The organism is Ochrovirga pacifica (assembly GCF_000220525.1).
Lineage (GTDB): Bacteria > Bacteroidota > Bacteroidia > Flavobacteriales > Flavobacteriaceae > Ochrovirga > Ochrovirga pacifica.
In genome coordinates this window covers 33,965-47,293 of sequence record NZ_AFPK01000043.1, presented here as the reverse complement: position 1 = coordinate 47,293, position 13,329 = coordinate 33,965, and the positions used below count along the sequence as shown (strand labels likewise).

General features: G+C 33.8%; 14 protein-coding genes. 9 read left to right on the top strand and 5 right to left on the bottom strand.

Features of this window, described 5'->3' with window-relative positions:
- Positions 1-55 precede the first annotated feature (55 nt).
- The 5 genes from FS85_RS0108810 to FS85_RS0108790 all read left to right on the top strand — a co-directional run bounded on the left by FS85_RS0108810 (position 56) and on the right by FS85_RS0108790 (position 5,456).
- Positions 56-535 (top strand): Lrp/AsnC family transcriptional regulator, encoded by a 480-nt coding sequence (locus tag FS85_RS0108810; RefSeq protein WP_010135847.1) that lies wholly within the window; start codon positions 56-58, stop codon positions 533-535.
- 78 nt (positions 536-613) lie between these two features.
- Positions 614-1,804 (top strand): hypothetical protein, encoded by a 1,191-nt coding sequence (locus FS85_RS0108805; protein WP_010135845.1) that lies wholly within the window; start codon positions 614-616, stop codon positions 1,802-1,804.
- Positions 1,805-1,806: 2 nt separating this feature from the next.
- Positions 1,807-2,931: an MBL fold metallo-hydrolase gene (locus FS85_RS0108800; RefSeq protein ID WP_237706955.1), complete on the top strand. Its 1,125-nt coding sequence runs from the start codon at positions 1,807-1,809 to the stop codon at positions 2,929-2,931.
- Positions 2,932-3,061: 130 nt separating this feature from the next.
- Positions 3,062-4,579: a DEAD/DEAH box helicase gene (locus FS85_RS0108795; RefSeq protein ID WP_033194659.1), complete on the top strand. Its 1,518-nt coding sequence runs from the start codon at positions 3,062-3,064 to the stop codon at positions 4,577-4,579.
- 184 nt (positions 4,580-4,763) lie between these two features.
- Positions 4,764-5,456, top strand: a complete 693-nt coding sequence (locus FS85_RS0108790; RefSeq protein ID WP_010135842.1) for an OmpA family protein — start codon at positions 4,764-4,766, stop codon at positions 5,454-5,456.
- 441 nt (positions 5,457-5,897) lie between these two features.
- On the opposite strand, the gene FS85_RS15390 is transcribed toward FS85_RS0108790, so the two are convergent.
- The 4 genes from FS85_RS15390 to FS85_RS0108770 form a co-directional block, all read right to left on the bottom strand.
- A complete protein-coding gene (locus tag FS85_RS15390; RefSeq protein ID WP_010135841.1) occupies positions 5,898-6,215 on the bottom strand; it encodes an EF-hand domain-containing protein in 318 nt (105 codons plus the stop codon).
- Between the two features lie 308 nt (positions 6,216-6,523).
- Entirely contained in the window at positions 6,524-6,694 is a 171-nt protein-coding gene (locus tag FS85_RS0108780) for an adenylosuccinate synthetase (protein ID WP_010135840.1), read from the bottom strand.
- Between the two features lie 139 nt (positions 6,695-6,833).
- Entirely contained in the window at positions 6,834-7,715 is an 882-nt protein-coding gene (locus FS85_RS0108775) for a carbohydrate kinase family protein (protein ID WP_010135839.1), read from the bottom strand.
- 39 nt (positions 7,716-7,754) lie between these two features.
- Positions 7,755-8,771 carry an LLM class flavin-dependent oxidoreductase gene (locus FS85_RS0108770; RefSeq protein ID WP_010135838.1) on the bottom strand — a complete coding sequence of 339 codons (1,017 nt, stop codon included), beginning with the start codon at positions 8,769-8,771 and terminating at the stop codon, positions 7,755-7,757.
- Between the two features lie 202 nt (positions 8,772-8,973).
- Here FS85_RS0108770 and FS85_RS0108765 point away from each other — a divergent pair, with 202 nt between their 5' ends.
- From FS85_RS0108765 to FS85_RS15385, 3 genes are all read left to right on the top strand, one after another.
- The gene (locus FS85_RS0108765) at positions 8,974-9,606 is read left to right on the top strand and encodes a nitroreductase family protein (protein ID WP_010135837.1); all 633 of its coding nucleotides are present in this window, start codon (positions 8,974-8,976) and stop codon (positions 9,604-9,606) included.
- A 65-nt stretch (positions 9,607-9,671) separates the two neighbouring features.
- The gene (locus FS85_RS0108760) at positions 9,672-10,832 is read left to right on the top strand and encodes an iron-containing alcohol dehydrogenase (protein ID WP_010135836.1); all 1,161 of its coding nucleotides are present in this window, start codon (positions 9,672-9,674) and stop codon (positions 10,830-10,832) included.
- Between the two features lie 405 nt (positions 10,833-11,237).
- A complete protein-coding gene (locus FS85_RS15385; RefSeq protein WP_010135835.1) occupies positions 11,238-11,879 on the top strand; it encodes a DUF6266 family protein in 642 nt (213 codons plus the stop codon).
- A gap of 84 nt (positions 11,880-11,963) precedes the next feature.
- On the opposite strand, the gene FS85_RS15380 is transcribed toward FS85_RS15385, so the two are convergent.
- Positions 11,964-12,221 (bottom strand): helix-turn-helix domain-containing protein, encoded by a 258-nt coding sequence (locus FS85_RS15380; RefSeq protein WP_010135833.1) that lies wholly within the window; start codon positions 12,219-12,221, stop codon positions 11,964-11,966.
- Positions 12,222-12,741: 520 nt separating this feature from the next.
- Here FS85_RS15380 and FS85_RS0108745 point away from each other — a divergent pair.
- On the top strand, positions 12,742-13,320 hold the full coding sequence (locus tag FS85_RS0108745; protein ID WP_010135832.1) for a Crp/Fnr family transcriptional regulator: 579 nt from the start codon (positions 12,742-12,744) through the stop codon (positions 13,318-13,320).
- Positions 13,321-13,329 lie beyond the last annotated feature (9 nt).

Sequence of the window (13,329 nt, the reverse complement as noted above, 5' to 3'; positions counted from 1 at the left end):
ATAAATATTGTATTTTTGTAACTTGTTAAAATAAGAAGTAAGTAAGACCTAAAACATGAAAAAACATCATTTGGATGAAATTGATCATCAAATTTTAGATATGCTAATAGACAATGCAAGGACTCCTTTTACGGACATTGCAAAAAAGTTATTAGTATCTGCCGGAACTATACACGTACGTGTGAAAAAAATGGAAGATGAAGGAATCATAAAAGGTTCTACATTGACCTTAGATTATGAAAAAATGCAATACAATTTTATAGCTCATGTAGGATTGTATTTAGAAAGTAGCTCTAAAATTAGAAATGTATTGGCTGCCTTAGAAGAAATTCCAAATGTAACGGTTGCTTACATCACGGCTGGTAAATACAATATTTTCTGTAAAATAAGAGCTAGAGACACTAATCAAGCAAAAGACATTATCTTTTCTATTGATGATATTGACGGTGTAACAAGAACTGAAACTATGATTTCTATGGAAGAAAGCATCAATGATAAAAAGAGAATGATGCATGCCATATTTAAAGATTATTAAAACAATCATACATGTAATGTAAGGATACACCTTATTAGGATACTACTAAGGTGTATTTTTTGCAAGCTTAGTTAATGTATGATTGAAAAAATAGTTATCAATTCAGAACTAAACATTCAGTATAGTTCTACTATTTTACTTATTAAAAAACAGTGGGAAAAAGTAAAACCTCCTTCGGTTTATTTGTCTTTTTCTTACCTTAAAGCTTTAGAAGAAAGTAAATACGCTAAAATGCTTTTTGGATACATTGTGGTATTCAAAAACAACAATCCTATTGGTGTTATTTATCTTCAACAAATACAAATTAGTCCTCTTTTTTTTAACCAACCTAAGTTCCCAGATTCATTAAAATCTAAAATTAGAACCTACCTATTAAAAAAGTTAAATGGAAATTTACTGTTATGCGGTAATTTTTTTTCTACAGGTGCTCACGGTTTTTATTTTAAAGATTATTCTGTAAAAAAAACGTTGAATTCCATAATGGATGTGTTGGTAGAACGGCTAAAACAAAAACGCAAAATAGATTTTATAGTATTTAAAGAGTTTCATCAACAAGAGGAGCTTTGGGCTCAGCATAATTTAAATAATTGGGCTTCTAAATTTCAGATAGATGTAAATATGGTTTTGACTCTAAACCAAAACTGGAACTGTTTTCAAGATTATTTAAATCAGATGACAACCAAATACAGAACTAGAGCCAAAAGTGTCTATAAAAAAACAAACCAAGTTGCGGTTGTAGAATTCACAGCCCAGAATATTATAAACCATCAGCAACGCATTGACGAACTACTACAGTCAGTTATACAAACATCTAGCTTTTATTTGATAGAACCCTCTGCTTACGGTTTTTATATGCTTAAGAAGGAGCTAGAAAACCGCTTTGTTTTTAAGGCTTATTTTTATGATGATACCCTAGTTGCTTTTAGTACTGGTTGCCACAACTACACTTCTTTTGATGCCAATTTTGTTGGAATCGATTACCAAACTAATCAACAAATTCCTTTATATCAAAGATTGTTGTACGATTATGTAGCTACCTCAATAGAGTTAAAGGCTTTATCGCTACAGTTAGGTAGAACTGCTGAATTGATGAAGAGTAGCTTAGGTGCTGTTCCTGTTGGAATGAATCTATATGCCAAACATCAACAAGCATGTTTAAATAGATTGTTAAGCCCCTTGCTGTCTTATGTAAAACCGAGTGCATATGAAATTAGAAATCCCTTTAAACAGCCCAAAACAGTTTGTCAAAAAATAAATCAACCATTATAATAATGTTAAAAAAAATGATGCTAACCATTGCTGCTATTGTTGTAACCATACTAATTGCTTATATACTATTTACCAATTATTATCCAAGTTTTGGAGGTGAACTCTCTAAAGATGCCATAAACCGTTACCAAAAGTCCGAGCAATTTTTTGAAGGAAAATTTTTTAACACAAACAAATCGGTGCCTAAAAAGTTGAGTCTTAAAGAAAATATACAGCTAATGTATACCTATTTTACAACCAAAGTACCCAATGGAAGACCCGATAAAGGCTTAAAGGTAGAATCCATAACCTCTCCCTTTTGGAACTTACAATCAACCGAAGCTCAAATGGTTTGGTTTGGACATTCTTCTTTCTTATTGCAGATACAAGACAAAACGCTATTATTAGATCCAATGTTTGGTAAGGTACCAGCTCCACATCCATGGTTGGGAGATTCTAGATTTCAGGAAGAACTGCCTTTAGCTCTTGAAAACTTACCAGAAATTGATGTCGTTCTATTCTCTCACGATCACTACGATCATTTGGATTATGAAACAATTTTAAAAATAAAAGACAAAACAAATAGGTTTGTAGTGCCTTTAGGTGTAGGCATACACTTACAAGCTTGGGGAGTAGCTTCACAGAAAATTACAGAGCTAGATTGGTGGCAACACACTACCGAAGAAAACCTAAAACTGATATGTACACCTGCACAACATTTCTCAGGAAGGAAACTAAATACTAGTCAGACAACATTATGGAGTTCTTGGGTAATTAAGTCCGAGAAGGAAAATATTTATTTTAGTGGAGATAGTGGATATGCATCTCATTTTAAAGAAATAGGAAACAAATACGGACCTTTTGATTTGGCTTTGATGGAATGCGGACAATACAACGAAATGTGGGCAGACATTCATATGATGCCCGAAGAAACAGCACAAGCAGGTGTAGATGTACAAGCAAAAAAAATAATGCCCATTCACTGGGGGAGTTTTAAATTAGCACTCCACGACTGGAAAGATCCCATAATTCGTGTAACAGCAAAAGCCAAAGAGTTAAAACTACCCGTTATCACTCCACAAGTAGGGCATATAATCAAGGTAAAAGGAGCAAAGCCGTCATCAGAAAATTGGTGGGAGAACTTGTAAATAGCCTTCCAAAAACTGTTTTTACACCAGTAAAGCAGGTAAAATCTATCTTTTGTTGTTTAAAAAGTCTTTAATAATTTCATAAAAGTTTAAAAACTGCGTAGTTTTGCAAAACGGAAAAAATCAAAACATGAAATTAGAAGTACCAAGTAAAGCCCCAAAATCGAAAGAACTATACGACTACCAAAAAGATAATATAGACAAAGTTTTTGATAAAATTGAAAACAAGGCTTCTAATTACAACCTGGTTTTTCAATTGCCAACAGGAGGGGGAAAGACTGTAATTTTTTCTGAAATTGCTCGAAGATTTATTCGTGAAAAAGAAAAAAAGGTACTAATCCTTACGCACAGAATTGAGTTAAGTAGTCAGACTTCTAAAATGTTAGATGAGTTTGGTGTAGCCAATAAAGTAATTACTAGTGATGTAAAATCCTTAGACGATCAAGATGAGTACATGTGTTTTGTGGCTATGGTAGAAACACTTAAAAACCGTCTGAACGATGATTTATTAGACATGAATGACATTAGCATGGTGATTATCGATGAGGCTCACTACAATTCTTTCCGAAAACTATTTAAGTACTTTCAAGAGTGTTTTATTTTAGGTGTTACAGCTACTCCGTTAAGTTCCAACATCAAGCTACCCATGAATGAAATTTATGATGAACTGCTGGTAGGAGAGCCTATTTCTACTTTAATAGAAAGAGGTTTCTTGGCAAAAGCAACTACATATACTTACGATGTGGCTTTGGGAGGCTTAAAAGTGGGGATTAATGGAGATTATACAGTTAAATCTTCGGATGATTTGTATACTAGTAACATAATGCAAGACAAGTTGTTAAGTGCCTATGTAGAAAAATCATTAGGAAAAAAGACATTGATATTTAACAATGGTATCAACACTTCTTGGCATGTTTACGATACTTTTAAAGCAGCAGGATACAACAATGTTAGACATTTAGACAATACATTTTCTAAGCAAGAACGTATAGAAATCCTAAAGTGGTTTAAAGAAACCCCAGATGCTATTTTAACTTCGGTTAGTATTTTAACCACAGGTTTTGATGAGCCTAGTGTAGAAACTATTATTTTAAACAGAGCTACCAAATCCATCACGTTATATTACCAGATGATTGGACGTGGTTCGCGTGTATTTAAAAACAAAAAAGAGTTTAATGTAATTGATTTAGGAAACAATGCAGCCAGATTTGGTTTGTGGAGTGCACCTATTAATTGGAAACGTATTTTTAAATCTCCTGATTATTACCTAGATAATTTGATCAATGATGAGGAAATTGAAAGACAGTTTGTGTATGATATGCCTAAAGAAATCCGTGAGAAATTTGCCAAAACGGAAGATATCACATTCAAAGTAAAAGAAGAATACGATAAAGCAATTAAAAGAGGAATCAAGTCTAAAATTGTATTAGACAAATCAGTAGAACAACACGCACAAATGTGCTATGAAAATGCCGAAGACGTTTTTGATGCTAGAGACTTGGCTATTTTATTAGATGATGATATCAAAGATCGAATTAAAAAATACTCTCACTACATGATTAAAAGTACCAAGAACTACATCATGTGGTTAGAAGAAGATTACAAACGAAAGCTAAATACAGCTATCAATATGAAATTTAAAGAATAATTTGATATTGTTAACAGTACTTACCAAAGGTTGTCCAAATAAGGCAACCTTTTGTTTTTTATTCTTATAGTACATCTTATTAAATTGGTAAAACAAGAATTTTTAAAAGAGTTAATTTATTTTGGATATGGTTCAAAGTAAATTCTTACGAATCATTACTTTTACTTAACTAAAAACAAAAAAGATGAAAAAAATAGTAAGAAACACAATTTTAGTATGTTTAAGTGCAACCATGTTTGTAGGTTGTTCTAGTATGAACAATACCACAAAAGGAGGAGTTTTAGGAACAGGTGCTGGTGCTGCCATTGGTGCTGGTATTGGTGCCTTAATTGGAGGTAAAAAAGGAGCTGCTATTGGTGCTATTAGTGGTGCTGCTGTAGGAGGTACTACAGGAGTAATTATTGGTAGAAAGATGGACAAGCAAGCCGAAGAGTTAAGGAATTCTATTCCTGGTGCGCAGGTGTACAGAGTTGGTGAAGGTATTGATGTAGTTTTTGATGAAGGAGCAGGAATTTATTTTGCTTCGAACAAAGTTGCTATTAATGAACAAACAAAAAACACATTGAACAAACTGGCCGAAGTGTTAAACAAATATCCTGAGACCAATTTATTTGTTTATGGTCACACAGATGCAGATGGTTCTGAAGAGTACAATCAAAAACTGTCTTACAGACGTGCCAACGCAGTAGCTACTTATTTACAAAACTTAGGAGTTCCTGCAGATCGTTTTACTGTAAAAGGTGAAGGTGAATCTATGCCCGTAGCAGACAATTCTACTGCCGAAGGTAAAGCGAAAAACAGACGTGTTGAGTTAGGTATTGTAGCTAATGAAACCATGAAAAAGCAAGCAGAGGCTCAAGCTAAAATGCAACAGTAAAAATACTAGGGACTGAAAATTCAGTCCTTATTATTTTATAATTCTATTTAACATAATATAAATTATAGTTTAAAATTGATGTTCACATTTTATTATCACATCTCTTAATGTTCATTTCTTTTGTAAGCTTTAAGTTAAGGAATACGTGCACTAAAATATGGCTCTAACTGGCTAACTTCTGCAAATTAGCTTTCACATCATTTTAGAAAGCTTACAAAAGATTAGTATGGTTACTTTTAGCGACAACTATTTTCTAAGTTCATGTCAGTCTAGCAAAGAAAATTTAATAAGCTTGTCAGTAAAAAAATATTTAAATACTGCTGTAGCGTTCTAAATCTAGAAACTTTAACTTTAGGCTGTAAATATTCATAAAATTTAACCATAAAAAAACTCTTTGCACAATGGCAAAGAGTTCTACACTTTATACTAAAAACTTAGGGATTATTCTTCTCCTCCTTCGTCTTCAGAATCTTCGGTCTCTTCTACAGGCTGTACTGGTTTAGCTTTTTTACCTTTTTGGGCAAATGCTAAAAACTCTTCTAAAGTAATAGTACCGTTTTTGTCTTTGTCTATTAAATCAAATTTGTTTTCTATTTTTTTTCCTTCTAATTCTTTTTTAGACAATTCTCCATCTTTATTTTTATCTAAGTTTTTAAACCATTTTTCTGGTGATGGTTTTTCTTTTTCTTGAGACAAACAAGTTACAGAGGTTACTAAACAAATTGCACTTGCAATAATGGTGATTTTTTGTGATTTCATGGTCTTTTTTTATTAGTATCTATTTACACGCTACATCTTTGTTAACCTTAGGGTTACAGAGTTTTTTGTGCGATTTTATGCAGCAATAGTAATGATAGTTTCTAAAAAAAATAATCAAAAAAATATTTTTTTTTAAAGAGTTTTTAGGTGTTTAAGTGTTTGATTATAAGCTGTTTGTTTTCTTAATGTTGAATTTTGTGTTTTTTGGCTTTAAAAGTGATTGTGTTAGGGGCTAAAAAAGAATTAAAAATTAGCTACAAAAACCATTTAAGAAAAAAACTATACTTAAACTTCTTGCAATGTAGTTGCTATTTTCTTCTTTTTTTTCTCCATACAAAATAAAATACAGCAATACAGACGGGTAAAACAATATAAACCATCACCTCGTAAGGGTCCGAAAAGTTTAAAGGGTTGTCTTCGTTAGGACTTGGAATTCCGTCAGGTTTTTGTAGTGCGGTTAGTAAAGTAAAAAGTATCATGTTGAATCGTTTTTAATGGTTGTACTTTTTACAAGTTATAAAACTCAAAATACTTTCTTGTTGATGTGTCTCAAAAAAACATTCTTTTTAATATTTTTAATAAAATCCTAAAAAGAAGGTTTTTTTGTTGTTATACTGTCTATGACTGCATCAATGCATCAATTTCTTGTTGGTTAATTTTGGGAGTTGCTCCTTTATGACTGGCAACCAAAGCACCCATGGCACAGGCCAAATCAATAGCATTTTGAGGATCAGTTTCTTTTAGTAGCTGATCTACTAACGTAGCCAAAAAAGAATCTCCAGCTCCTACCGTATCAACCACAGTTATGGCATAGCCCGAATTGCTGTACAGTTTTCCATCGCTATACAACACAGCTCCTTTACTCCCTTGGGTAACACATATAGTAGCAGTGTTTGTTTCTTTAACAATGCAGTCAATTGCTTCTTCTATGCTGTTGTTTGTTGTTTTGTAATACGCTGCTATTTCTAGAATTTCATCATCATTAAACTTAATAAAATCAGCTTCTTGCATCAGCTTGTTTAAAAGAGCAAAACTGTAGTAGGGCTTTCTAAGGTTTACATCAAATATTTTATAAGGAGCTAATTGTAACAAGGTAGTTAATGTGTTTTTAGATACTTGATCTCTAGCAGATAAACTTCCGTATACAAAAGCATCAGCTCTTTTTACCATTTGTTGATTGCCTTCTGTTAACTGAATTTTATCCCAAGCTCTAGGATGGTCTATTTCGTAACTTGCCGAACCCTCTGTGTCTAAATTTACGGTAACGCTTCCTGTTTGTTCTGAGAGATGCGTTTGAATTTCTTGAGAGTTTACTTGTGCTTTTGCAACAAAATCTAAGATGTTTTTTCCGTCTAAATCATTACCTACACTGCTAATTATACTTACGTTGTTGCCTAAAGATTGTAGTCGTACAGCAACATTTAGAGGAGCTCCTCCTATTTTTTTTTCATCAGGAAATACATCCCATAATACTTCTCCAAAGCAAACTATATTTTTCATATTTTAATTATTTTTTAAAGGTAGCTATACTCCTATCTGTCAGGCGTTTTCAGTATTCAACTCTTGCATGATTTCTGCAAACATACGATAAGAATCTATACGATGGTTACTGTCATAAATATTCGTTACCGCAATCAACTCATCTACCTGTGTTCTTTCTAAAAAGCCGGCCACTTGTTCTTTTACCGATGCTTTGTTTCCTACAAACGTATATTTTAGCATTTGTTGTACTTGTGGGTGTGCAAGTATTTGCTGATGTTCTTCTGTAAACGCTTCTGGTGCTTGTACTTTTTTTCTTTTTCCTGTAAAAAGCCCTACAATCAACCCTATTAAAGAGGTATACATGCGTTGTGCTTCTTCGTTAGTATTGGCAACAATCACATTTACTCCGGCCATTACATAAGGCTGTTTTAGCACTTTGGAAGGTTGAAACTCATCACGATAAATTTTAATAGCTTCGTGCAAGTGCGTGGTTGCAAAATGACTGGCAAACGCATAAGGCAATCCCTTTTTAGCCGCCAAATGAGCACTTTCGGTACTAGATCCTAAAATGTATACAGGTACATGTACTCCTTCTGCTACCGTAGCCCTTACCTTGGCATGGATGTTTTCTGGAGAAAAGTAGTTTTCTATTTTTTTAAGCTCTTGGGGGAATGAATGGGCTGCTTGCATAAAGTCTGATCTAATGGCTTCTGCAGTTTCTCTGTCGGTACCAGGAGCTCTCCCCAACCCTAAGTCTATTCTATTGGGATACAAAGACCCTAAAGTTCCAAATTGTTCTGCTATAACCAAAGGAGAATGGTTGGGCAGCATAATTCCTCCAGATCCTACACGAATACGTTCTGTTCCTTGGGCTACATAACCTATTAATACAGAGGTAGCACTACTTCCTATATTGTCAGAGTTATGATGTTCTGCCAACCAGTATCGGGTGTATCCGTATTTTTCTGCATGTTGGGCTAACGTTAATGTATCCTGAAAGGTATGTTGTAAATCTTTTCCTTGCGAGATAATCGCTAAATCTAATATGGAATAAGAGGTTTGTTTTAATTTCATAAAAAAATTATTTAATTTTTAGTCTATCTAGACTTCAAAACCTATCAAAAAATAAGGCAAAAGCCAAAACAAAAAAGAATAAATTGTGTTTTTTAAAGTATGTATGCAAGCCCAGCAAAACCTAAACATACTTATGTAAAATATACTGTAAGTGGTACGACTGTTGTTACGACTACAGTAACAAGTTTAAATAAAAAACCAAATGGAATTATTAGATACATTAAATTGGAGATACGCAACCAAAGCCATGAATGGTAAAAGTGTGCCAGAAGAAAAAGTAAACAAGATTATTGAAGCAGCAAGATTGGCACCAACTTCTAGTGGTTTGCAACCCTTTGAAATTATAGTTGTAAAGAATAAAGAAATTAAAGAAAAAATAAAAGCAGTGGGTTGGAATCAATCCGTAATTACCGATTGTTCTCATCTTTTGGTTTTTGCTGCTTGGGATACTTATACTGAAGAGAGAATTAACAAAATGTTCGATTTAACCAATGAAATTCGTGGTTTTAAAAACGAAGGTTGGGAAAACTATCGTCAAATGTTGTTAAATTCTTATCCACAAAAAGATGCAGAAGTAAACTACAACCATGCGGCCAAGCAAGCTTATATCGCTTTTGGTTTGGCTATTGCAGCTGCTGCTTTTGAAAAAGTAGATGCAACCCCTATGGAAGGTTTTGATCCTGATGCTGTAGACAAAATTTTAGAGTTAAAAGAAAAAGGGTTGCGTAGTGCTATTTTATTGCCATTAGGATATAGAGACGAAGCTAATGATTGGTTGTCTTCTTTAGAAAAAGTAAGAAAAAGCACAAAAGATTTGGTAACCGTAATAGACTAATCTTTTACAGGTAAAAAAAGTAGCTATAGAAAAAAAAGAAACCATCAACCAAAATAAACAAGCAAATGAACAATTTTGAATATCAAAATCCAACCAAAATATTATTTGGTAAAGATCAAATAGAAAACATTAAAAACGAAATCCCTAAAGATGCTAAAATCTTAGTTTTATACGGTGGTGGAAGCATCAAAAAAAATGGAATCTATCAACAAGTTACTTCTGCATTAAAGGCATATGATTTTGTAGAATTTGGAGGAATACCTGCCAACCCTGAGTATGCAATTTTAATGGAAGCATTGCAAGTAATTAAAGAGCAAAATATTACATATTTGTTAGCCGTTGGTGGAGGGTCTGTAATTGATGGAACCAAATTTTTATCTTCGGCAGCGTTGTATGAGGGCGATACTCCTTGGGATATATTAACCCAAAATATTAGAACCACTAAAGGGATGCCATTTGGTACTGTACTTACCTTACCTGCTACAGGATCAGAAATGAATTCAGGGGCTGTAATTACCAGAGAAGAAACACAAGAAAAATTAGCCATGGGCGGACCAGGATTGTTTCCTAAGTTTTCGGTTTTAGACCCTACGGTAATTCATTCTATACCACAAAGACAATTGGCCAACGGAATTACAGATGCTTTTAACCATGTGCTAGAACAGTACATGACCTACCCTATTGGGGCTTTGCTACAAGATAGAATAGCCGAAAGCATTTTACAAACATTGATAGAAGTAGCACCCAAAATTTTAAAAGATCCTACAGACTACAAAGCAGCAGCCAATTTTATGTGGAGCTGTACAATGGCTTTAAACGGATTGATTCAGAAAGGAGTTCCTACAGACTGGGCAGTACACGCTATTGGACACGAGCTTACCGCTTTGTTTGGTATAGACCACGCAAGAACCTTGGCTGTAATTGCTCCTAGCCATTATACCTATAACTTTGAATCTAAAAAAGAGAAGTTAGCACAATATGCAGAAAGAGTTTGGCAAGTAACCGAAGGAACTTTAGAAGAAAAAGCCCAAGCGGGAATTGAAAAAACAGAAGCATTTTTTAAGAGTTTAGAAATAGACACCAAATTGTCTGACTATACTCAAGACTACCAAGGAACGGCACAAAAAATAGCCCAACGTTTTACAGAACGAGGATGGAAAGGTTTAGGAGAACACCAAAGCCTTACTCCTAACGATGTAGAAAAAATTGTTGAAATGGCATATTGATTGTGGTAAAATTGATATGATTTTAAAAGTCTGGAAAGTATATTTTCCAGACTTTTTTTATGCATTGCTGTAGTAGCATAGGGTTTTGTTTTAGTTTGCTTCGGTATTGTTCCCAAAAACGTCCATTTTTAAAAAATACACCAAAGTCTCTTCCGAAGAAAACCCGAAGGAGACTCGAACAAAACCCCTGAAAAATTGAACTTTTGTGTCAATCACGGTCAGGTTGTTTCAGAATGTGTCAGCGTGTGTCACAGTGTGTCACTGTGTGTCAGCATGTGTCACCAAGTGTCTATAGATGTCTGTTTGTTTTTCTTTACGTCAATTCGTGTCAGTAAAGTTCAAGTGTTTGTTTTTTAGGGTGTTATAGGGTAGTTTGCAGTGTTATTAATTTTAAATAAAAAAACTATGGCAACATTTGAAAAAGGTATTTTAGGAGGTTTTTCTGGAAAAGTAGGAAACGTAGTAGGTTCGCGTTGGCGAGGTAAAAACGTAATGCGAAGTTTACCACAGCGTGGTAGTTATGTTCCTACCACAAAACAAGAGGAACAACGCGAAAAATTTAAAACTGTAATTGGTTTTTTAAATCCTATTACAGAGGTGTTAAACGCTTATTTTGGAAGTCCACAAGGTGATAGGTCTCGTGCTAATATGGCAACTTCTTATCATCTAAAAAATGCTGTGGTTAGCAGTCCGCAAGGAATGGTAATGGACTATGAAAAAGTATTGATAAGCAAAGGAGATTTAAGAGGTATTGATGGAGGTACGGTAACTGCGGGAGCAGCACAAACGCTAACCTTAGGCTGGCAAGATAACAGCGGACAAGGTAAGGCTACAGCTACAGATGTTTTAATGGTGGTAGTATACGCCCCTGAAATTGAAGCGTATTACAGCAATACTGCTGTGGCTACTAGAGATGCAACTACGGTTACGGTAAACTTACCTAACTATATGGCAACGTTTCAGGTACAGGTATGGGCTTCTTTTCATAAGCCTGAAACAAACTATGCAGCCATTAGCACCTATATGGGCACTGTTGCTGTGTTGTAAGAAACCCTTCTATTTTTAGCTAAAGCGTATTGGTGTTGCCGATTAAGGTAAAGCGGATACGCTTTTTTTATTTACACTTCCCTCCTAGTCTTTTTTTAGATTGCTAATAGATTGGTTGATAAGGTATTTGGTTAGTATCTTTTTAGGGAATAATGGAATGCTTCCTAATTTAAAATTAGGAATGTTGTGTTTTTTACGCAATCTATAAATTGTGCTTCTGCTTACTTTTAAATAAGCCATGGCTTCTTCGGTAGTAAGCCATATTTCGTCGTTAATTACAAAGCTTTCATGTTCTGTAAGTTGCTTTAGGAATCGAGACTTTTTCTTTTTTGATTTTTTCATACAAGTATTTTTTGCAAACTTTTACACTTCTGATCATTAGAAGCGTACCTGCTAATATAATTGTTTTTTATCATATATCAATGCTTTTGGTATGTCGCTGCTCTGAAGGTTAGTATGGTAACGCTCCTCTGGAGCTTTTCAAAATCAATGTTTTTGTACACACAGAGCTCCAGAGGATCGAAATATAAAAAGTATGTCGCTCCTACGGAGCTGTTATTATGTTACAGGCTTGTGTTAGTGTGATAACGCTCCTCTGGAGCTTTTCAAATCAATGTTTTTGTACACACAGAGCTCCAGAGGAGCGAAACATTAAAAGCTACGAAACATTGCAAGACAATATATGTTTATGCACACACACACACACACAAAGCTCCAGAGGAGCGGAATATTTTACACTCCAGAGGAGACAGGTTTTTATAAGTATGTTGATTCTTTGGAGCATAACTATACCAGATTGATACATTGTTATTAGTTGTTAAGTTGTATTTGAACGAACCGGAATCATTCAGTATTTTTGTGTATGCATTTAGATAAAATAAAAAATATCATTCAAGGAATTAGAAAATATTATCCTGTATCTGACAAATCAATTCAACAATTATCAAACTTATTAAAAGAAACCCATTTGCCTAAACATTATTTATTAACTAAAGCTGAAACAAAAGACAATTCAGTTTATTTTATTGAACAAGGATGTGCAAGAACCTATTTTTTAGTTGATGGAAAAGAGGTAACAAATTGGCTTAGTAAAGAAGGGGATATTACATTTTCATCAAGTTCTTTATATCACAGAACAGCAGGGTTAGATTTTGTAGAGCTTTTAGAAGATTCAAAAATATTTTCTTTGTCTATTGAATCTTTAAATGAATTGTATAAAACAGATATTGATATTGCTAACTGGTCTCGTACAATTCATCAAGAGGTATTATTAAAAATGCAAAACTTAAGAATTGATCGCCTGACATTAACATCAAAACAACGTTATGAAAAGTTTGTAAGAGAAAATCCTGAATTGATAAATCGTATTAATCTTGGTTATATTGCTTCGTACTTAGGTATGACTCAGCAACATCTAAGTGTAATTCGTGCTGAATATTGATTTTAAGAT

Excerpts from the sequence above, each read along its gene's own strand:
- FS85_RS0108765 (WP_010135837.1), top strand. The coding sequence starts at position 8,974 with ATGGAATTATTAGATACATTAAATTGGAGATACGCAACCAAAGCCATG.
- FS85_RS15380 (WP_010135833.1), bottom strand. The coding sequence starts at position 12,221 with ATGAAAAAATCAAAAAAGAAAAAGTCTCGATTCCTAAAGCAACTTACA.
- FS85_RS0108795 (WP_033194659.1), top strand. The coding sequence starts at position 3,062 with ATGAAATTAGAAGTACCAAGTAAAGCCCCAAAATCGAAAGAACTATAC.
- FS85_RS0108760 (WP_010135836.1), top strand. The coding sequence starts at position 9,672 with ATGAACAATTTTGAATATCAAAATCCAACCAAAATATTATTTGGTAAA.
- FS85_RS0108780 (WP_010135840.1), bottom strand. The coding sequence starts at position 6,694 with ATGATACTTTTTACTTTACTAACCGCACTACAAAAACCTGACGGAATT.
- FS85_RS0108810 (WP_010135847.1), top strand. The coding sequence starts at position 56 with ATGAAAAAACATCATTTGGATGAAATTGATCATCAAATTTTAGATATG.
- FS85_RS0108800 (WP_237706955.1), top strand. The coding sequence starts at position 1,807 with ATGTTAAAAAAAATGATGCTAACCATTGCTGCTATTGTTGTAACCATA.
- FS85_RS15385 (WP_010135835.1), top strand. The coding sequence starts at position 11,238 with ATGGCAACATTTGAAAAAGGTATTTTAGGAGGTTTTTCTGGAAAAGTA.
- FS85_RS0108745 (WP_010135832.1), top strand. The coding sequence starts at position 12,742 with ATGCATTTAGATAAAATAAAAAATATCATTCAAGGAATTAGAAAATAT.
- FS85_RS0108770 (WP_010135838.1), bottom strand. The coding sequence starts at position 8,771 with ATGAAATTAAAACAAACCTCTTATTCCATATTAGATTTAGCGATTATC.
- FS85_RS0108805 (WP_010135845.1), top strand. The coding sequence starts at position 614 with ATGATTGAAAAAATAGTTATCAATTCAGAACTAAACATTCAGTATAGT.
- FS85_RS0108790 (WP_010135842.1), top strand. The coding sequence starts at position 4,764 with ATGAAAAAAATAGTAAGAAACACAATTTTAGTATGTTTAAGTGCAACC.
- FS85_RS15390 (WP_010135841.1), bottom strand. The coding sequence starts at position 6,215 with ATGAAATCACAAAAAATCACCATTATTGCAAGTGCAATTTGTTTAGTA.
- FS85_RS0108775 (WP_010135839.1), bottom strand. The coding sequence starts at position 7,715 with ATGAAAAATATAGTTTGCTTTGGAGAAGTATTATGGGATGTATTTCCT.